A 19256-nucleotide genomic window follows, 5' to 3' on the forward strand; every position below is an offset into this window, starting at 1 on the left:
GTTTTATTTTTCAAAAATCACTTTCCTATTTAGAAACGTTAATGAAATTCGCCAATCGGATCAAATCCAAATCTTGATTGAGTTTGATGTTGTTTTTCTTCACGAAATCGTTGATTTCTTCTTTTTTATCAGGTATTGCATTGGCTAAATCTTTCACGTTTTTCGTTAATTTGATCACTTCCGAATCTGATTTTAGATAATAGATCGGTTTTAGATTTTCAAATTTTGGAGCGATTGCAGGCGTAAAAGAATTGACTGCAGGAGAACCTTCTCGAAATTCAACTTGCATTTTTTTCAATAAGGTATATTTTCCCGTCGCTAATTCGAAATAATATCCCATCGGAATATTTCCCGTCGTCACATAAGTTAAAACCAATGTTGGTTTCAGAAAAGAAATTCGACTGTATTTTTGAGATTTTGGCAACTCGAAAATATCTTGTTCATTCATTAATTCAACCGTATCGGTGTACATGTTGTATCTTGTTTTGATCAAACTTGTTGCGTTTTCAATATTTGCAGTAATGAAATATTTGCCAAAATAGGCGTCACCTTCAATATCACTATAGTTTAATTGTTGTCCTTTTGGTGAATTTACCCGATCAATAAATTTGTTCCAACGAATGGCTTCATTAAAAAAATTGGCTTGAGCATTCATAGAAATTGCAGTGAAAAGCGTGATTGCAATTGTTATAATTGATTTCATATTTTCTAATTGTTTTTTGTAAATATACATTTAAAAGGGAAGAATCCTAATTGAAGTGGCAACTTCTGAGCCGAATTTACGCTTTTTTTTGAATTTTATTCCTAATCTTAATCGAGATGGTTGTATTTCTTCATCAGATTTTCATACCAATTTTGAGGTAAAATCCATTTTAAAGGAACTCCAATTTTTTGCCCGAATTTCCCTAAGTAAAAATGAGCTTTCCAAACTTTTTTTGCCAATAATTTCTCAATGTACGCTGCAACTTCAAGCGGTTCTAAACCCTCTTTTACGTGCGAATTCATCAATTCATAAACGGAATTAAAAGTCTTTTGGTAAGGTTCTGAAACTTTAGTTTTCACCCGATTTTCTGCAATATTTGTTTTAATGTCTCCCAAATGCAAAGTACAAACTTCGATATTCCAAGGTGAAACTTCATAGCGAATTGCTTCCGTCACTTTATCTAAAGCCGATTTTGAAGCGGAATAAAATCCACGAAAAGGCAATCCCATTTCACTTCCGATACTCGAAATATTGATGATTTTTCCTGATCTATTTTCCCGCATTGTTGGTAAAACTGCCGTCATCATTTGCACGGAACCAACCAAATTTAGATTAAACAATTTCAGGATTTCTTCCTGGGTAGAATCTTCTACGGCTCCAACCATTCCCATTCCAGCATTATTAATGAGCACGTCGATTTTTTCTTCAGTTTTTAGAATTTCTGAAATCGCGTTTTGAATTTGATGATGATCGGTAATGTCGGTCAGAATTGTTTTGAAATATTCGGAATCTGCAGGTTTTCTGCTTAATCCAAAAACGTGGTGTCCTTTTTTTCCGAAAAATTCGGCCAATGCAAAACCAATTCCGGTAGAACTGCCTGTAATGATAATCGTCATTTTTAATCTAGTTTATCTAAAATTTTGTGAAAATCATCCCAAAAAGCAGGATAAGATTTTTCGACAACCTCTTCATTTTGAATGTTTAAGCTTTTGATTAAACAAAATGGGGCGAAACTCATTGCCATTCTGTGATCGTTGTAGGTTTCGATAGAAATCGTTTCATTAGGCTCGAAAAATTTCTGGGAAACAATAGAATCTTCCGTAATTTCTGCAATACAACCGATTTTAAAAAGTTCGTTTTTTAAAGCTAATAGGCGGTCTGTTTCTTTTACTTTTAATGTTGATAAGCCCGTAATTTCAAACGGAATATTCATCGCAGTTGCTGTTACACAAAGTGTTTGTGCAATGTCTGGACAATCATTCATGTTTAAAATAATTTTCTCGGGGAAACTAAAATATTTTTCTGGTAAAAGGGAAATTCGTGATTCTGCACCTTCAGAAATGGTATTTACGCCAAAATATTTCCAATAAATTTCTCTTAAAACTGAATCGCCCTGCAAAGAATACGGTTTAAAATATTTCAAATTAATAGAGTCACGCGCAATCGCTGCGATGGAGTAAAAATAGGAGGCAGAACTCCAATCGCTTTCTACGACGAAAGGAATAGAATGAGAATTTTTAAGCGTATTCTTGATTTCCGGAAAGATTTGAATGCTGTTTTCTTCCCATCGATAAGAAATCCCGATCGTTCTCAGAATTTTCAAAGTCATTTCGAGGTACGGTCGCGAAGTTACTTTTCCTTCTAAATGGATTTCCAAACCGTTTTCTAATTTTGCCCCAATCAACATTAATGAGGAAATAAACTGGCTCGAAATATTTGCTGGAATGGTGACAGAACTTTTTTCTAATTTTTTTCCTGTAATTTTTAAAGGCGGAAATCCTTCATTTTCTAGATAAGAAATCTCGGCTCCTAAATCCCGCAACGCATCAACCAAAAATTTGATTGGGCGCTGTTTCATGCGGTCAGAACCGGTTAAAATATGGGTTTTTCCTTCCTGAATTGCGTAGTATGAAGTCAGAAAACGCATTGCAGTTCCGGCGTGATGAATGTCGATCGTTTCTGCATCATTGGCTAAAGCTGCTTCTAAAAGCTGCGAATCTTGAGAATTAGAAAGATTCTCAATAATGATAGTTCCGAAAAGTTTTTGCAAAATCAACAAACGATTCGAAATGCTTTTCGAACCGCTGATTTCTAGGGTTTTGTTGCCAATTAATTTGGATTTTTCTAGTACCATTTACTCTTTTAAAATTTATTTCAGCTTTTCGTTATTTTGATGACGATCTCGGTCCCGATCTGTTTTCAGCTTCATTTTTTTGTCAAAAGCTTCTTGCAAATTCGTCCCTGTTTGATTCGCCAAACATAATGTTACAAATAAAACATCGGCTAATTCTTCACCCAAATCTTTGGTTTTGTCGGATTCTTTTTCGCTTTGTTCCCCGTATCTTCTTGCAATAATTCGCGCAACTTCGCCTACTTCTTCCGTCAACATTGCCATATTTGTGAGTTCATTGAAATAACGAACGCCAACTGTTTTTATCCATTCATCAACTTCGTTTTGAAGTTTTGTAATTTCCATTTTTTAAATTTTAGTAGGGTAAAAATCAAGCGAATTTTCCTTTAGAACTTAATAGTTAAAGGTTTTAATACTAAGTAATTTCGTTGTTTTTAATTATTATTGGTAAGCGCCAATTGTCGGTGGATTTGTTCGTGTAACTCCGGCAATATCAGTTGGGAAACTCGATAAATAAACGCCTTTTCCTTTTGCGGGAGAATCTGCTTTTACTCTTAAATTCAGTTTCTGAGTAAAATAATTTTGAAATTTCGGATCCTGATTTTTAATGGAATTTGGTGCCGCATAATTGGCTTTGCTTCCATATTTCAGTAAATTATAGCTGAAATCTGTTGTAAAAGTTTGTCCACTGATGGGTTTCAATTCTACCATGTTTTCCGCGCTTCCGTAAATAATAGAATTTTTGACATTTAAAATTAAAGGACCATTTTCTAATGTTGCATTATTTTGATATTCATTCGTTGCATAAATTCCTATACTCGGAAGTGCAGTGTTGAAATCCCAGTAATTCGCCAATGTGGAATGCGTAATATTATAAGTTCCGCCTTTGAAAATCCCTAAATCTGCTTCACCGCAATTGTTCATCACTAAATTTGAAGCTGTAATGTTCGATTTCACCGCGTAAATTCCATATTCTTGATGGGTATGAATAATCGAATTTTTAATGGCTGCAGTGGTTTCAATCATTTGCAAACCTCTTGTTCCACCAAAAACTCTCGCATAATTCATATCTAATTTAGCTCCAACATCGAAAAAAATTCCTTGCCAGTTTTTTGGAATCGTATCGTACTTTGTTTCGCTTCGATCGCCCCGAAATATAACTTCATTATTGAGTTCTCCTTTAACATTCAATTCTGCATTTTTGCCAATTTTCAAAGCGCTGTTCTTGAAGAAATACACTTTCGTTCCTTTTTGAATATCTAATTTTTTACCCGCATCCAGCGTAAGATTACCGAAAATAATTTTTGCTTTTTCGTTGGTCCAATTGGTATTGTTCGTTAAAATGTTTGGATTGGTTTTGCTTTCGATATAAAATTCTGCGTCCTGAACTACGGAAAATAAAGTCACATGTTGTTTTCCAGCAGGAGTTTCAACATTAATTTGATCTTCTGCAATCGCTTGAGGAGCATTTGCAACAGGTGCAATTTCTACAAATATATAAAGACTGTCGTTTTTTCGCAGTGGTACATTCGTAAAATCGGTTCCGGCTTTTCCGTCCACGTTGATTCTATACAAAGACGCATTTCCACTTCCGAGCGAAATTTTCGGAATCATCACGTCTTTATCTTCGTTGTTGTATATTTTTACAGCATAGGTTTCAGAGCGAACCTGATTATAAACCGTGTCGCAAAAAACAGTATCTGCCGAAAAACGAAGGAGTTGGGTAGGACTTTCAAAATTGATATCATCTCTGTTACAGCTTACTGCCATTAGAAGAATCCAAAATGAAGCACCAAGTAAAAGTTTAAATTTATTCATCGATTTATAAAATAGGTAGAAGTTTCAAATTTAATTAAAATTGTTGAACATAAAAATTTTAAAATTATCAGTGCAGGTGTTTGGAGATTAAAAAAATATTTGTACTTTTGCGGTCTAAAATTTAGCAGAGGAATATCCATTACTACTTTCTGAAGCAAGACTCTAATTTATTTAAAATTTTTATTATGAAAAACGGAATTCACCCGGAAAACTATAGACTTGTTGTTTTCAAAGATATGAGTAACGACGAAATGTTTCTTTGCAAATCTACTGCAGACACGAAAGACACCATCGAATTTGAAGGATCTACGTATCCTTTGATCAAAATGGAGATCTCTTCAACTTCACACCCTTTCTATACAGGAAAAGTGAAATTGGTTGATACTGCAGGTAGAGTTGACAAATTCATGAACAAATACAAAAAATTCGCACAATAATTAAGCGGGTTTTTATGAATATTTAAAGTCTTTCAGGTTTTCTGAAAGACTTTTTTTATTTAATTCATCAGATAAAGAATAGAGTAACAAGTTGGAAAAGCCAAGTGAAAGAAAATTTATTTGTATTTTTGAATTTGTTAAATGACAATTTTTAAAAAACTATAAAAGTCACAAAAGGAAGAGTATATATTTTTCTTTTTTAAGTGAAAATAAGGCAGTTTCAAACCTTATTTTATCTTTAATACGATATTTATTTATTTTAAAACTTTTGTAACTTTTGTGGTTTAAATAACTATTTTTTTTGTCATGTACTGAAAAATGAGATAGAAATTTTTCGAAATCTATGATCTATAAGTCTTTAATCTATTAGTCTATACAATATGCAACTTGTTTTTTCCGATGCCCAGTTTTGGGAAGATTTTTTACCTTTAACTTTTACCAGACCCGTTGCAGAAATGCGTTGCGGAATTCTTACATTCTCCGAAAGATGGCAGAAATTACTCGCGATTTCTGAAGTATCTTATCTCACAGAAGATTATTTACAAGAGAAATTTAGAAAACCAGAAGATAAAGAAAGCCTTTTGATCGTTCCGAATTTTTTGCCAAGTGAAACCGTTTTGCAACAAATCAAAGATTTGAAACCAGGTGAAGCTTTGGTTTACGACAACGAACTGCTCGCTGCGAAAATCAACATGAAGGGTTTTTCTCTTCATCAGATTGAAAAAATGACCGATGTTCATGAGCAACTTGTCGTGTTCAAACAACCAACAGATTTATTTTCCTTTAATGAAAAGGCAATTGATTTTGACTTTGAATTATTGACGAAGGGAAGAAATTCCGCCGAACTTTCCGGAACAAATGGTTTTTTAGGTGAAGCACAAGATTTATTTATTGAAGAAGGAGCAAGTATCGAATTCTCTACTTTAAATACGAAAACTGGAAAAATTTACATCGGCAAAAATGCCGAAGTGATGGAAGGTTGCAACCTTCGTGGTCCGATCGTGCTTTGCGAAGAATCTAAATTTAATCTCGGTGCGAAAATTTATGGTGCAACCACCATTGGTCCTCATTGCAAAGTCGGTGGTGAAGTGAATAATATTGTGATTTTTGGATATTCGAATAAAGGTCATGATGGATTTGTAGGAAATTCGGTGATTGGAGAATGGTGCAATATCGGTGCAGATACCAATTCTTCGAACCTTAAAAATAATTATGCTTCTGTAAAATTATGGAATTATACGAAGAAAAGATTTATCGATACCGGTTTGCAATTTGCGGGATTAATTATGGGAGATCATTCCAAAACTGCCATTAATACTCAATTGAACACAGGAACCGTTGTCGGAGTTGCAGCCAATATTTTCAAATCTGGATTTCCCCCGAATTTAATTGAAAGTTTTTCTTGGGGCGGAATGAAAGGCGATGAAAAATTCAAACTCGAAAAAGCATACGAAGTTGCCGAACTGGCGATGGCGAGACGGAAAGTTGAATTCACAGAACTTGACAGAAATATTTTGAAATATATTTATGGTAATTATTAACAATATGCAAAAACAAGAATTAATAAGTAATAGACGGATTATGAGAGGTTTATTATTCACCCTAATGTTTTGTTCGATTTGTTTTGTAAGTGCTCAAACTAAAGTACTTTACGGAATGGCTAATTTCGGAGGGGCAAAAAATAGCGGCGTTATTTTCATTTATAACCCAACAACAAAAATTTTCACCAAAAAATTTGACTTTGATTATGATACAACTGGAGGATATCCTTTTGGTAGTTTAATGCGTTCATCTATCGGAAAGTTATATGGTATGCTTTATGGCGGCGCTAACAGTGTTAATGGCAGTTTATTCGGTTATGATCCTACAAATAATGTTTACGAAAATAAATATAATTTTGATGCAGTTAATGGTTCTAATCCATACGGAAGTCTCATTCAAACTACAGATGCATTAATGTACGGAATGACAAATTTTGGAGGGACAAGTAATAAAGGTGTTCTTTTCAGCTATAATGAAATAACTGGAACTTATTCTAAAAAATACAATTTTACTGATTCGCAACCGAGTAGATCAAGCGACCGCTTAGTTCAGGCTTCTAACGGATTATTATTTGGAACAAGCGATCGGTCTCTGTTTGCTTATGATCCGGCAACTGAAATTTTCACAACAAAAGTAAATTTTGAACCTAATCCGGATAACATAATATCTATGGGTTATGATCCTTCAAGTAGCTTAGTTTTGGCAGCAGATGGTTTGCTTTATGGAACAAATTTTCACGGCGGATTGTTTGGTGGTGGTGTTATATTTAGTTATAACCCCGTTACCGATACCTTTGCGAAGAAAATTGATTTTAAAGCAGAAAATGGAGAAAATCCTTACGGCAGTTTGATGCAGGCCTCCAACGGTTTATTTTACGGAATGACAAGATTTGGAGGTGCCGATGGAAATGGCGTTCTATACAGCTACGATCCTGTAAGCAATATTTATTTAAAAAAAGCTGATTTAAATTTACAGAACGGATATAATTCTTATGGTAATTTAATGCAGGCCGCGGATGGTTTATTGTATGGTATGACTTCATCTGGTGGAGCAAATAATCTCGGAGTTTTGTTCAGTTTTAATATATCGACGGGAATTTACACGAAAGAATTTGAGTTCGACGGAGTTAATGGATCTTATCCTTTTGGTAATTTAATAGAGGTTACCATGCAGAATTTATCAGTAGACAATAGCAATGAAGAAAGTCGTATTAAGTTTTATCCCAATCCCGTAAGAGATCTTCTTTATTTTTCAGAAAATTTGTCAAATATTAATATCGCAGATGCATCAGGAAAAAAAGTAAAACAATTCACAGGTACAAGAAAATCAGCAGATGTTTCCAAACTCGAAAAAGGTGTTTATTTTATTGTAGGAACTGAAAAATGGGGAAAAAAAGCCTCCAGCAAATTTGTTAAAGAGTAAACCCAACTCTTACATAGCAAATCCTTATCTTTGCACCATTATTTTTCTCACTTAAAAACGTTGATAGCATGCAACTGTATAACACTTTAAGCGCAAAAGAAAGAGCCAAACTTATTGATGAAGCCGGGAAACAACGGCTCACTTTGTCTTTCTATGCGTACGCCAAAATCTTAGATCCCAAAAAATTTCGCGACGAATTATTTTTAGCCTGGAACGCACTCGATGCTCTTGGTCGTATTTATGTTGCCCACGAAGGAATCAACGCTCAAATGAGTATTCCTGCAGATGAATTAGAAAACTTTCGGAAAACGCTTGATGCGTATGATTTCATGAAAGGCATCAGATTAAATGTCGCAGTAGAACAAGATGACCATTCTTTTTTAAAACTCACCATAAAAGTTCGACATAAAATCGTTGCCGATGGTTTAAATGACGAAACATTCGACGTAACCAACAAAGGAATTCACCTGAAAGCGCAAGAATTCAATAATTTATTGGAAGATCCAAACACCATTGTAGTCGATTTCAGAAATCATTACGAAAGTGAAGTAGGTCATTTCGAAGGTGCGATAACGCCCGATGTGGAAACTTTTCGGGAAAGTTTGCCGATTATCAACGAGCAATTACAGGATTTCAAAGAAGATAAAAACCTTTTGATGTATTGTACAGGCGGAATCCGGTGTGAAAAAGCCAGCGCTTATTTTAAACATCAAGGTTTTAAAAATGTATATCAGTTAGAAGGCGGAATTATCGAATATACGCGCCAAATCAAAGAAGAAAATATTGAAAGCAAGTTCATTGGAAAAAATTTCGTTTTCGATCATCGATTAGGAGAAAGAATTACCGATGATATCGTTTCGCAATGTCATCAATGTGGAAAACCTTGTGATAATCATACGAATTGTGCCAATGATGCGTGTCATTTGTTGTTTATTCAATGTGAGGATTGCAAAACGTCCATGGAAAATTGCTGTTCTACGGAATGTTTAGACATTTATCATTTGCCTTTGGAGGAACAGGTGAAATTAAGAAAAGGAAAAGAAGTTGGTAATAAGGTTTTCAGAAAAGGAAAATCCGAGGCTTTGAAGTTTAAAAGTTCTGGCGAATTACCGAATCAACCTTTAGCAAAAGCTGAAACCAAAAATATCCGTCAAAAAATTGCGATTAAAAAAGTATTGATCGGAAAAGCGGAACATTACTACACCAAATCTAAGATCGCACAGTTTTTAATTGAAAATAATGAGCTTTCTCTTGGTGATAAAGTATTGATTTCGGGTCCCACAACTGGTGAACAGGAATTTACGATTTCTAAAATTTTTGTAAAAGGAATTTATTGTGATACCGCAAAAGAAGGCGATCAAGTTACGTTTGAAATTCCCTTTAGAATTCGTTTGTCTGATAAATTGTATAAAATTTTAGGATAATGACGAAAGCAGGAAAAATAGAATTAATGTCTCCTGCAGGAGATTTTTCCGCGATGCAGGCAGCGATTGATAACGGAGCAGATTCCATATATTTCGGAGTAGAGCAGTTGAACATGAGAGCAAGAGCTTCCATGAATTTTACGTTAGATGATTTACCAGAAATCTCCAGAAGATGCACTGAAAAAGGAGTTCGAACATATCTTACATTAAATACGATTATCTATGATCATGATTTATCTTTGATCAAAACACTCTTAGATAAAGCAAAAGCTGCGAATTTAACTGCGGTAATTGCGATGGATCAAGCGGTTATTTCTTACGCGCGACAAATCGGTATGGAAGTTCATATTTCTACCCAAATTAATATTACCAATATCGAAACTGTAAAATTCTACGCGCTATTTGCTGATACCATGGTGATGAGTCGGGAATTGAGCATGTCTCAAATTAAGAAAATCTGTGATCAAATTGTTAAAGAGCAAGTAAAAGGACCTTCTGGAAATCTTGTGGAAGTTGAGATATTTGGTCATGGTGCGCTTTGTATGGCAGTTTCAGGGAAATGTTATTTGAGTTTACATTCGGCGAATTCTTCTGCAAACAGAGGTGCTTGCAAACAAAATTGTCGTAAAAAATATACCGTCATCGATCAGGAAACCGGTTTTGAAATCGAGTTGGATAATGAATATATGATGTCTCCAAAAGATTTGTGCACCATCAGTTTTCTTGATCAAATCGTAGATGCGGGTGTTAAAGTTTTAAAAATTGAAGGTCGAGGAAGAGCGCCAGAATATGTTGCGACCGTTACAAAATGTTATCGCGAAGCAATTGATGCGATTGAAGATGGAACTTATAACGATGAAAAAGTTGCAGAATGGATGAAACAACTGGAAACTGTTTATAACAGAGGTTTTTGGGGTGGTTATTATCTCGGACAAGAATTAGGAGAGTGGTCTTCAGAAAACGGTTCTGCTGCAACACAGAAAAAAGTGTATATCGGAAAAGGAAGAACTTTTTATTCAAAATCTAATATCGCAGAATTTTTAATCGAAGCGTATGATTTAACAATTGGTGATACCATTTTGATTCAAGGTCCCACAACTGGTTCGCAAGAAATGGTTTTGGAAGCAATGAGAGTCGATGAAAAACCTGATGCAGAAAAAGCCACAAAATCTGATTTGGTTACCTTTAAAACAAATTTTAAAGTTAGACCTTCTGATAAATTGTATAAAATTGTAGCAGCAGATTAGTTGCTTCTTACTTATTACTAGGAAAAAATGGTCATCATAACTCTTCAACGTGAAAAATGTATCGGTTGTAATTATTGTGCAGAATTTGCACCGGATTTTTTTCGGATGTCCAAGAAAGATGGAAAATCAGTACTTTTGAGAACGGTAGACAAAAAAGGATTTTATACTTTGAAAACGCCAAATGTCGAAGCATTAGAACTTTGTGAAAAAGCAGCGAAAGCTTGTCCGGTTAATATTATTTCGGTTAAATTAATTTAGAAATGAAAAAATCTGATTTAAGAATTAAATATACAAAACAACGAGAAACCTTGTCGCAAGATGAGGTTTTGTTTTTATCTGAAAAGATTTTTCTGAATTTTTTAGAGAAATTTAAGGTAGAGGAAAGTCAGAAAGTACACTGTTTCTTATCAATGTTGGATAAAAAGGAAATTGATACCCGGTTTTTCATTGACTATTTTTTCAAAAATCGAATACGAGTTTTTGTGCCAAAAATTTCCAAAGGAAAAATGATTTCAGTTGAAATAACTCCGGAAACAGCTTTCATCAAAAGCTTTTACGGGATTCTGGAGCCAGAAAGCAATTTAGATTCTGGGGAAACAGAATACGATTTTGTGATTACGCCTTTGTTATATTGCGATGAAAACGGAAATAGAGTTGGCTATGGAAAAGGTTTTTACGATCAATTTTTTGAAAATATTGATGCAAATTGTTCTAAAGTCGGAGTTGGTTTATTTCAACCACGTGAAAAAATAGATGATGTTTGGGAAAAAGATATTCCACTGAATTATTTGGTAACTCCGGTTGAAGTACTGTCTTTCTGAGGTTTTACATCAAAATCAACAAAGTAAAACTTAAATTCTTTTTTGAATTTCACAGGAGAAAGCTTCAAAATATATTGGGCGTTTTTTTCAAACTTACCAATTGAGCGTTCTTTGTTATCAAAATATTCCACCTCGAATTTGGCGAAATCTAAAGTGTCTTGTCCTTTGATTTCCTTTATGACACTTATGTTTCCCACTTTTGCAGTTTTTACTTTAAAACTGTCGAGCTGATTTAATATTGGTTTTAGTTTGCTCGAATCGGTTTCTGCAAAGTAACTTTTCATTTGTGCATAGATCACCGAATCGATCTCTGTATCCCGATTTCCGGAGGTATAAAGCGTAGATAGATCAAATAATTCTTGAATCTTTTGTTTGGTAATAAATGAAATTGCTTGCGCACTGTCCATTTTGGTTACCGGATAAGATTTTTCATTATTGTTGTTTCTAACTTTTTGAAGGTCGGAGATTTCGCTGTTTTCTTTCGTACAGGAAAATACCAGAAAAGACAAGGCTAAAAGCATTGCGATCCAATTATTTTTTTTCTTCATCTGTTCCGATTTTAAATTTAATCATTATTATTTTTCCGGCTTTGTTGATTTGCGTATCGATTACTTCTAGCTTTTCTAATGAAGTAGAGGGTAAAGTCACAAGATTGATGTACCGTTGCTTATCCATCGTTTCTACGCCATAAAACTGGTTGTCGAAAACCTGATAAATCAGTGCGTTATCGCTGATCAAGTAGTTTAAAGTAACCCTTTTCTTTTTCAAGTCTTTGATCGACTTCGAATAATAGAAAAGCATAATGGCATAATCATTCGGCTTTAATTCGATGTTTTCTGCTTCCAGTGCATTTTCCAGGTTTCTTTGAATCGTGTCGGTTTTGTAATACGGTGAGGAAACAACCATTTTCAGTGTTTTTGATTTGGTCGTATAAACAAAAGGTTCGTTGGGTTTAGCGACATATAGAATAGGAGATTCGTTTTCTTTCAAAATTTGAACCTGTAATTCTGCATTGATTTTTGAATTGCGGTCTGCATCAATAAAACTGTAATAGAATTTCTTACTGAAAAGTTCATCCTTAAAACCTAATAATCCAACCAAAATTGCCAAAATTGCCGAAATACTTAACCACAAATACTTTTTTACAAGAGATATGGTCGATTTCGAATTAGAGAGATTGCCTTGATTTAAAATTTGGTTTTCTGCTATAATTGTTTGATTATCAGATGTGCTATTTTGTAAATCAACGATTTTCTCGACTTCTAAGGTGTAATTTAATGGGTTTTTATCGTTTTTTTCCGGTTCTTGAAGAGTGATAGGGAAAACTTCTGAATTTGCTTGTTCGTTCTCCAACTTTTTAAGTGCTGCGTCTGCTAAATCTTCATGTTCTTTTAGGATTTCATCGGCAAAAAGATGGTTCTTTTTAAAATCATACCAAGAGGCATAACCCGTATACACACATAGAATGTTGAGCATATCAATTCGAGGTAGTTTTGTAACAGGAGAGTTTTTGAAATACGTGTAAAATGATTTTTCGCTGATGTTTCCCTTCGCAATTTTCCGTAGGTCTTCTTGGAAATAAATGATATCGATGCCTTTCCATTTCGAAATGTCATCGAAGGAAGGGGTGTGGTTTTCTAAATATTGAGTTTGGACCTCGTTTTTTAGCTGTTCAAAGTGGAGTAAATCTAAATCGCTCAAGGGCTATAATTTATTTAAAACGTTGATTATCAATATTGTTATTTTGTAAATTGATTTTACAAATATATTACAATTAATTTTCTAATACAAATTTAAATCTCACTATACCTTTGTCCCGTTCGAAATGATAAATGGAGAACACCAAAATTTAAAATTAACAAAACAATTAAATTTAATTATTATGAAAAAGTCATTATTCGTAGCTGCTTTCGCTGCTTTAGCTCTTGTAGCTTGTAAAAAAACTGAAACTGTAGAAACTGCTAACGCTGCTGATTCTGCTGCTGTTGCAACTACTGATTCTGCTGCTGTTGTAGCTGATTCTGCTGCTACTGTTGTTGATTCTGCTGCTGCTGTAACTGTTGATGCTGCTAAAGATGCTGCTTCTGCTACTACAGGTGCTGCTGCTGATGCTGCTAAAGATGCTGCTGCTGGTGCTGCTGATGCTGCTAAAGGTGCTGCTGATGCTGCTAAAGGTGCTGCTAGCGACGCTAAAGATGCTGTAAAAGACGCTGTTAAGAAATAATTAGCAACTACTTTTATCAAAAGATTAACCGTTTCTCTCGAGAAGCGGTTTTTTTTTGTTTATTACTATTCAATATTATTTCTCTCGTTTCTGTCTCAGCATTTCATAACAACTGATTGCGACGGCATTACTTAAGTTTAAGGAATCTATACTTCCACCCATTGGAATCAAAGTGTTTTTCCCTTTTCCTATCCAAAAATCACTTAGGCCGGAATGTTCCGTGCCGAAAAGTAAAGCAGATTTTTGAGTAAAATCTTTTTTATAGAGATCTTCTGCGCTTTCATCCATCAAAGTGGTGAATATATTAAAATCATGATTTTGTAGAAATTCAAATAATTTTTCATTGTTTGAGGTGAAAATGTTCATCCCAAATAAACAACCGACGCTGGAACGAATCACGTTTGGATTATAGAAATCTGCTTTTGGATCAGCAATAATTAAAGCATCAATTCCGAAAGCTTCGCAACTTCTGAGGATTGCTCCTAAATTCCCTGGTTTCTCGATGCTTTCTACCACTATTATGGAAGCGTTTTCTTTTGGTTTGAAATCAGAAAGATCATTTCCTTTTGTTTTGTAAACGCCAATAATTCCTTCTGAAGTTCCGCGGTAAGCGAGTTTTTGGTAAACTTTTTCCGAGACCAATGTGATTTTTCCTTTTGGGAAATCTTCATCGAAAATACTTTCGCAAATAAAAAATTCCTCAGCTTCTTGTCCGAAGTTGATGGCGCGCTGATTTTCTTGCTTTCCTTCCACAGCAAAAATTCCTGAATTTTTCCTAAACCGATTGTCGGTAAGTAGTCGGCTTAGATTTTTTATTTTTTCGTTGTTCGTGCTTTCAATTAACATGGTGCAAATTTAGAAAAATTCTATTCACTGAAATCTATTTGATTTTCAGTGTTTTCGATTAATGTTGAAGGTATGTTTTTGCGGTTTTTTGCGCCTAATTGTTTGAGTTTTTGGGTTTGCGTGACCAAATTATCATTTCCTGTTGTTAACTGTTTGAAGGCATCATTGTAGGAATTCTTTGCCTGATCGATATTTTTCCCCACTTTTTCTAGATTTTCTACAAAGCTTACAAACTTATCGTACATTTTGCCGCCTCTTTCTGCGATTTCTAAAGCATTTTGGTTATGATCGGCGCGCTTCCAAACATCTGAAATTAATTTTAGGTAGGCAATCAAATTGGTTGGACTCAACAAAATAATATGTTTATGATACGCGTAGTTCCAAAGTTGCGAATCAAATTGGACTGCTGTGAGAAATGCAGGTTCCACTGGTATAAACATGATCGTAAAATCTAACGATTCTTTTAAATCATCGTATTTTTTTTGAGAGAGCGAGTCAATATGTTTTCTTACGGCAGCAATATGAAGACTTAAGTTTTGCTTTCTTTCTTCCTCTGTTTCCGCGGAAACCATTCGTTCGTAAGCATTTAGTGAAACTTTTGAATCGATAATGACCAACTGGTTTCCTGGAAGTTTCAGGACAAAATCGGGACGTTGATTTTCGCCGTTTTCGTTTTTAATGGTGTATTGTGAAAAATATTCGCGGTCTTTTGTCAAGCCAGAATCTTCTAAAATTCTTTCCAAAATCATCTCGCCCCAATCGCCTTGAGTTTTCGTTTGTCCTTTCAGTGCTGTTGCTAAATTATTGGCTTCCTGACTGATTTTCGTGGTTTGTTCCATCATTAATTTGATGGTTGAATTTAGAGAAAATCTTTCGCGCGCTTCATTTTCATACACTTCATTCACGCGTTTCTTGAAAATTTCGAGATTTTCGCCAAGTGGTTCCAGAATGTTTTTGAGTTGAGATTGATTTAAAGCCGTGAACTTTTCTGTTTTTTCCTCCAGAATTTTTTGAGCTAAGTTTTGAAATTCAATTTTAGCTAAATCCTGCATTTTTGAAATTTCTTCCTTTTGATTGCTTAAGAGGATATGAAGATTTTCATTCTGTGCAGAAAGTTGAGATTTAATCGAAATTAGATCTTGTTTTTCCTCTTGCAATTTTTTGATTTCTTCATTTAAATTAGAATTAAGGGAAACTAATTCAGTGGTTTTTAAATGAGAATTTTCCAAATCGGAATTTAAACGGATGTATTGATGGTGGAGTTCCTCAAATGATTGTCTTGAAACATTCGAAGATTTTAAAATAAAATAGAGGAGAACAGCGCCAAGAACTGCTCCGAGAATAATTCCAGATAAAAGAGAGGTCATTTCCATATTTCAAAAATACAAAAAGAATCCTCCGGAAGTGAGATTGAATTTTTAATTTTAAGGAATCAAAATTTTACCTTTCCAAGAATGATTTTGGTATGTGATGATATAGAAAAGAATTTTACTTTTTACGTTATTTTTCAGAACAAAATTTTGATTTCCTTTGGTTTTAATCTCTTCTGTCAGCTTTCCAGAAGCTTCGTAAAATTCAACTGTACAATCGTCTGAAGATTCTCCTAAAATTTTGAAATTTTGATGTTCTTTGGAATAGTATAAGTTTATATTTTTTGCAACAGTGTTTTCCGAAGTTCCCAAAACGAGCTGGTTATTGCAAGAAACACCAGAAGTGTTTTCAAAACAATTCATTCTATTTCCATATGATAAATTTAGTTTATTAGGTTCTTCTAATAATCCACTAAAACTTCCAATTCCTTCATAAATGAATCCATAATTCGAAACATCAGTTAAGCTTACTGCTTCAAAATATTTCACATTAGTATTAAAAACATTGCCAAAACCAACTGATTTTACCATTCTATCGCATCCACAATATTTTGCATCAAATGAATCAACAGGAACGGGATCATTAACTTGTACAGAAAAATCATACAAAAGGGTTTCAGTATTTGTAGTTGAATGATAACGATAAACTTTCCTTTCTGCAATATCTTCTCTTAATAATGCAGCTAAATTTCCTTGCAAGGTATCACCACAAAATCTTATTGGAGTAGGATTGCCAAATGCAAATTCAGTAATTATTCTTTTATAATTTTTACCATTTATTGTGGCTTCGCCATCAATTTTATATCTATACGAAGAATTTCCTGCTAAGAATAAACATTGATCATAATTGGTATCATAAAAAATGATGTGCCAAATATTTCCTTCCTTTAAAAGTGGGGTGTATTCTTGCGAAAATAAATTCAAAAATGTAGACATTGATAAAATAAGTAGAATTTTTTTCATGATTTAATTTTTTTTTAAATTATTAAAATCTTTACTATAAAGTAAATTATTATGACTGATTTTCTTTGAAAGCCAGAATCTGAATATTTTTTACCACATCTCTACTTTCAAAAGATTTCATTTTCTTCAGAAGTTGTGGCGGCGTTTTGGTAGAAATGATGATGTTTCTCGCAATTAAAGTCGCTGCGTTATCGACCATATTGACTAAAGAAGGTCGAATAAAATTGATAGAATTTGACAAAATTATTGCTGTCGCCCATGAAGTTTGCCGCGCTTTTGAAATGGCAAAATCTAATATCACGTTGTCTTGACCATTAGAAATTTGATCGACGAGTTCGATAGGATAGCAAATTTTGCTCAGAGAATCCTGAACTTTTTGATTGATGGAAGCGATGACTTCATTGATTTTATTAAAATCATTTTGTAGAAGATTTACTTTTCTGTAGGGCATGATTGCTGCAGCGGAAACACCCAAATCTAAATTGATGTGCGCATTTATACCGAGAATAATATGCTGCATGATGAGTAAATCTTTGTTTTTTGCAGCTTCGAAGGCAGTAAACCAAGCGTTGCTGCATTTCTTATTGTTCTGATAATTTTCTAACGCTTCGAAATAGCGGTTTGCGAAGGCGAGATCTAAGGTTACCATTCTTTTTCCGTCTTCAAATTTTTTCTTTTTGATGCCTTCTAAAACGGCTAAAGTCATGCTTTTGTACGTGCAGGCAAAATATCCGATGGGACTTTTGTTGGCAATGCTCCACGCAATTATTTCGTCTAATTTTTGAATAACTTCTTCGATTGTTTTCATGTTTTTCATTTTTTATTGAATGTAAGATGGCGACTATTTTTTAATTTCCTGCGTTGATTATCCTAAAAAGCACCCGTGGTTTTGGTCAAGAGTACGCTAGGTTTTTTTTGGGAGGAACCTCTTCTTTATATAAACTGGTTTCTAGCCCCGATGGCAGCGGCATCCTTTTTTGTTATTGCGCGTGCGAAATTTTGTTATGTTTCCGTCTCTTGGTGCGCAATGACAAAAAAGATATAGCGGACAGCGGGAAATAGCTTCAAGTAAAAAATGCAGAACCGCTATTCGACAAAGTCAATAAGCTTCTGAAAAAATTACTCCTTAATCCTCAAAAATTCTTTTGCCAATTCAATCATTTTTGGATCACCGGTATATTTTCCGTGTTCGTCGGAGAGTTTTACCGTCGGGATCCAATCGCCGTTATTTGCTTGCACGCCAATTAATTTCATCACGATATTCATGGGTTGTACACCGACATCATTGGTCAAATTGGTGCCAATTCCGAAAGAAATCCCGATTCTTCCTTTGCAAGCGTGGGTAATTTCTTCTACTTTTTCTAAATTCAAACCATCGGAAAAAATGATATACTTAAAAAGTGGATCGATGCCGTTTTTCACATAATGCGCGATGGTTTTGTTCGCAAATTCGATGGGATCACCGCTGTCGTGACGAACGCCATCAAAGAGTTTTGCAAATTTCTTATCGAATTGCTGAAAGAAAACTTCTGTGGTGTAAGTGTCGGAAAGCGCCACTCCCAAATCGCCGCGGTAAACATCCACCCAATGTTCCAGGGAAAGTGCGTTTGCCATTTTGAATCCGTATTCTGCGGCATGAAACATAAACCATTCGTGAGCATGCGTTCCGATGGGTTTTACGCCATATTTCATGGCAAAATGTACGTTGGAAGAACCGATAAATTTGCTGGATTTGTTTCTGATTAAGGCATCTAAAACCACATCTTGCACTTTATAAGAATGTCTTCTTCGGGTGCCAAATTCTGCGAAAGTGACGCCCAAATTATTGAGTCGGTCTGCTTTTTTGATGGTGTTTTCGATGACAAAATCGTTGGAGTTTCTTTCCAGTTCATTCATTTCATAATAGAGTTCCGAAATGAGCGCCAGAATGGGAACTTCCCACAAAATCGTGCGGTACCATTCACCTTCAACTGTCACTTCTAGGTCGTTTTCTGTTTGAATGATTTTCACTTCAGAAGGATCGTAATGATAACCGCCAAGAAAATCGAGGTAAGGCAAATCCAGGTACGGACAAGTGATGCGGAGGAATTCTTTTTCGTCTTTGGTGAGTTTTAATTCAGCCATTGCGTTGATCGCTTTCCGTAATTCGAGGGCAAAATTCTCTGGGAAATAGTGTTTTCCGCGATTGATAAATTGGTATTTTACTTTTTCGTTGGGAAATAATTTCACCACGGCATTTTGCATGGTGATTTTGTAGAAATCGTTATCGAGAATTGATTTTAAGCGAACTTCACTCATTGGGAAAAAT

20 protein-coding genes are annotated in these 19256 nt (G+C 34.6%); 8 read left to right on the top strand and 12 right to left on the bottom strand.

What is annotated here, in order from left to right:
* Positions 1-25: 25 nt before the first annotated feature.
* From BW932_RS02325 to BW932_RS02345, 5 genes are all read right to left on the bottom strand, one after another.
* Complete coding sequence (locus BW932_RS02325; RefSeq protein ID WP_143745489.1) at positions 26-703, bottom strand: hypothetical protein; 678 nt, start codon at positions 701-703, stop codon at positions 26-28.
* Between the two features lie 107 nt (positions 704-810).
* Positions 811-1599 (bottom strand): SDR family oxidoreductase, encoded by a 789-nt coding sequence (locus BW932_RS02330; protein ID WP_076384986.1) that lies wholly within the window; start codon positions 1597-1599, stop codon positions 811-813.
* Between the two features lie 2 nt (positions 1600-1601).
* Positions 1602-2837 (bottom strand): 3-phosphoshikimate 1-carboxyvinyltransferase, encoded by a 1236-nt coding sequence (locus BW932_RS02335; RefSeq protein ID WP_076384988.1) that lies wholly within the window; start codon positions 2835-2837, stop codon positions 1602-1604.
* 15 nt (positions 2838-2852) lie between these two features.
* Entirely contained in the window at positions 2853-3179 is a 327-nt protein-coding gene (locus tag BW932_RS02340) for a nucleotide pyrophosphohydrolase (RefSeq protein WP_076384990.1), read from the bottom strand.
* A 96-nt stretch (positions 3180-3275) separates the two neighbouring features.
* Positions 3276-4652, bottom strand: coding sequence for a hypothetical protein (locus tag BW932_RS02345; protein WP_076384992.1), 1377 nt, complete (start codon positions 4650-4652; stop codon positions 3276-3278).
* Between the two features lie 185 nt (positions 4653-4837).
* Here BW932_RS02345 and BW932_RS02350 point away from each other — a divergent pair, with 185 nt between their 5' ends.
* The 7 genes from BW932_RS02350 (at position 4838) to BW932_RS02380 (ending at position 11545) form a co-directional block, all read left to right on the top strand.
* The gene (locus BW932_RS02350; protein ID WP_076384994.1) at positions 4838-5089 is read left to right on the top strand and encodes a type B 50S ribosomal protein L31; all 252 of its coding nucleotides are present in this window, start codon (positions 4838-4840) and stop codon (positions 5087-5089) included.
* 380 nt (positions 5090-5469) lie between these two features.
* A complete protein-coding gene (locus BW932_RS02355) occupies positions 5470-6630 on the top strand; it encodes a GlmU family protein (RefSeq protein ID WP_076384996.1) in 1161 nt (386 codons plus the stop codon).
* A 40-nt stretch (positions 6631-6670) separates the two neighbouring features.
* Positions 6671-8053: a choice-of-anchor tandem repeat GloVer-containing protein gene (locus BW932_RS02360; protein ID WP_159436414.1), complete on the top strand. Its 1383-nt coding sequence runs from the start codon at positions 6671-6673 to the stop codon at positions 8051-8053.
* Between the two features lie 68 nt (positions 8054-8121).
* Entirely contained in the window at positions 8122-9477 is a 1356-nt protein-coding gene (gene trhO, locus BW932_RS02365; RefSeq protein WP_076385000.1) for an oxygen-dependent tRNA uridine(34) hydroxylase TrhO, read from the top strand.
* Positions 9477-10724, top strand: a complete 1248-nt coding sequence (locus tag BW932_RS02370; protein WP_076385002.1) for a peptidase U32 family protein — start codon at positions 9477-9479, stop codon at positions 10722-10724. Before trhO ends, BW932_RS02370 begins: the two co-directional genes overlap by 1 nt.
* Before the next feature lie 27 nt (positions 10725-10751).
* Positions 10752-10982: a ferredoxin gene (locus BW932_RS02375; RefSeq protein ID WP_076385004.1), complete on the top strand. Its 231-nt coding sequence runs from the start codon at positions 10752-10754 to the stop codon at positions 10980-10982.
* A gap of 2 nt (positions 10983-10984) precedes the next feature.
* Complete coding sequence (locus BW932_RS02380) at positions 10985-11545, top strand: 5-formyltetrahydrofolate cyclo-ligase (protein WP_076385005.1); 561 nt, start codon at positions 10985-10987, stop codon at positions 11543-11545.
* On the opposite strand, the gene BW932_RS02385 is transcribed toward BW932_RS02380, so the two are convergent.
* Positions 11509-12093: a hypothetical protein gene (locus BW932_RS02385; protein ID WP_076385007.1), complete on the bottom strand. Its 585-nt coding sequence runs from the start codon at positions 12091-12093 to the stop codon at positions 11509-11511. The two genes, BW932_RS02380 and BW932_RS02385, sit on opposite strands and share 37 nt — an antisense overlap.
* Positions 12077-13246: a hypothetical protein gene (locus BW932_RS02390; RefSeq protein WP_076385009.1), complete on the bottom strand. Its 1170-nt coding sequence runs from the start codon at positions 13244-13246 to the stop codon at positions 12077-12079. The genes BW932_RS02385 and BW932_RS02390 overlap by 17 nt, the downstream gene beginning before the upstream one ends.
* A gap of 181 nt (positions 13247-13427) precedes the next feature.
* Here BW932_RS02390 and BW932_RS02395 point away from each other — a divergent pair, with 181 nt between their 5' ends.
* Positions 13428-13769, top strand: coding sequence for a hypothetical protein (locus tag BW932_RS02395; protein ID WP_076385454.1), 342 nt, complete (start codon positions 13428-13430; stop codon positions 13767-13769).
* A 75-nt stretch (positions 13770-13844) separates the two neighbouring features.
* Here BW932_RS02395 and BW932_RS02400 read toward each other — a convergent pair whose 3' ends face one another.
* The 5 genes from BW932_RS02400 to pncB form a co-directional block, all read right to left on the bottom strand.
* A complete protein-coding gene (locus BW932_RS02400) occupies positions 13845-14615 on the bottom strand; it encodes a TrmH family RNA methyltransferase (RefSeq protein ID WP_076385011.1) in 771 nt (256 codons plus the stop codon).
* A 20-nt stretch (positions 14616-14635) separates the two neighbouring features.
* On the bottom strand, positions 14636-15982 hold the full coding sequence (locus tag BW932_RS02405) for a DNA recombination protein RmuC (RefSeq protein WP_076385456.1): 1347 nt from the start codon (positions 15980-15982) through the stop codon (positions 14636-14638).
* Positions 15983-16039: 57 nt separating this feature from the next.
* Positions 16040-16948: a hypothetical protein gene (locus BW932_RS02410; RefSeq protein ID WP_076385013.1), complete on the bottom strand. Its 909-nt coding sequence runs from the start codon at positions 16946-16948 to the stop codon at positions 16040-16042.
* Between the two features lie 49 nt (positions 16949-16997).
* The gene (locus tag BW932_RS02415; protein ID WP_076385458.1) at positions 16998-17756 is read right to left on the bottom strand and encodes a DUF5995 family protein; all 759 of its coding nucleotides are present in this window, start codon (positions 17754-17756) and stop codon (positions 16998-17000) included.
* A 311-nt stretch (positions 17757-18067) separates the two neighbouring features.
* Positions 18068-19246 carry a nicotinate phosphoribosyltransferase gene (pncB, locus tag BW932_RS02420; protein ID WP_076385015.1) on the bottom strand — a complete coding sequence of 393 codons (1179 nt, stop codon included), beginning with the start codon at positions 19244-19246 and terminating at the stop codon, positions 18068-18070.
* Positions 19247-19256 lie beyond the last annotated feature (10 nt).

It is taken from the genome of Kaistella chaponensis (assembly GCF_900156725.1).
GTDB lineage: Bacteria > Bacteroidota > Bacteroidia > Flavobacteriales > Weeksellaceae > Kaistella > Kaistella chaponensis.

Bases quoted from the DNA above. Each gene is read 5' to 3' on its own strand.
- BW932_RS02325 (WP_143745489.1), bottom strand. From the start codon at position 703: ATGAAATCAATTATAACAATTGCAATCACGCTTTTCACTGCAATTTCT.
- BW932_RS02330 (WP_076384986.1), bottom strand. From the start codon at position 1,599: ATGACGATTATCATTACAGGCAGTTCTACCGGAATTGGTTTTGCATTG.
- BW932_RS02335 (WP_076384988.1), bottom strand. From the start codon at position 2,837: ATGGTACTAGAAAAATCCAAATTAATTGGCAACAAAACCCTAGAAATC.
- BW932_RS02340 (WP_076384990.1), bottom strand. From the start codon at position 3,179: ATGGAAATTACAAAACTTCAAAACGAAGTTGATGAATGGATAAAAACA.
- BW932_RS02345 (WP_076384992.1), bottom strand. From the start codon at position 4,652: ATGAATAAATTTAAACTTTTACTTGGTGCTTCATTTTGGATTCTTCTA.
- BW932_RS02350 (WP_076384994.1), top strand. From the start codon at position 4,838: ATGAAAAACGGAATTCACCCGGAAAACTATAGACTTGTTGTTTTCAAA.
- BW932_RS02355 (WP_076384996.1), top strand. From the start codon at position 5,470: ATGCAACTTGTTTTTTCCGATGCCCAGTTTTGGGAAGATTTTTTACCT.
- BW932_RS02360 (WP_159436414.1), top strand. From the start codon at position 6,671: ATGAGAGGTTTATTATTCACCCTAATGTTTTGTTCGATTTGTTTTGTA.
- trhO (WP_076385000.1), top strand. From the start codon at position 8,122: ATGCAACTGTATAACACTTTAAGCGCAAAAGAAAGAGCCAAACTTATT.
- BW932_RS02370 (WP_076385002.1), top strand. From the start codon at position 9,477: ATGACGAAAGCAGGAAAAATAGAATTAATGTCTCCTGCAGGAGATTTT.
- BW932_RS02375 (WP_076385004.1), top strand. From the start codon at position 10,752: ATGGTCATCATAACTCTTCAACGTGAAAAATGTATCGGTTGTAATTAT.
- BW932_RS02380 (WP_076385005.1), top strand. From the start codon at position 10,985: ATGAAAAAATCTGATTTAAGAATTAAATATACAAAACAACGAGAAACC.
- BW932_RS02385 (WP_076385007.1), bottom strand. From the start codon at position 12,093: ATGAAGAAAAAAAATAATTGGATCGCAATGCTTTTAGCCTTGTCTTTT.
- BW932_RS02395 (WP_076385454.1), top strand. From the start codon at position 13,428: ATGAAAAAGTCATTATTCGTAGCTGCTTTCGCTGCTTTAGCTCTTGTA.
- BW932_RS02400 (WP_076385011.1), bottom strand. From the start codon at position 14,615: ATGTTAATTGAAAGCACGAACAACGAAAAAATAAAAAATCTAAGCCGA.
- BW932_RS02405 (WP_076385456.1), bottom strand. From the start codon at position 15,982: ATGACCTCTCTTTTATCTGGAATTATTCTCGGAGCAGTTCTTGGCGCT.
- BW932_RS02410 (WP_076385013.1), bottom strand. From the start codon at position 16,948: ATGAAAAAAATTCTACTTATTTTATCAATGTCTACATTTTTGAATTTA.
- BW932_RS02415 (WP_076385458.1), bottom strand. From the start codon at position 17,756: ATGAAAACAATCGAAGAAGTTATTCAAAAATTAGACGAAATAATTGCG.
- pncB (WP_076385015.1), bottom strand. From the start codon at position 19,246: ATGAGTGAAGTTCGCTTAAAATCAATTCTCGATAACGATTTCTACAAA.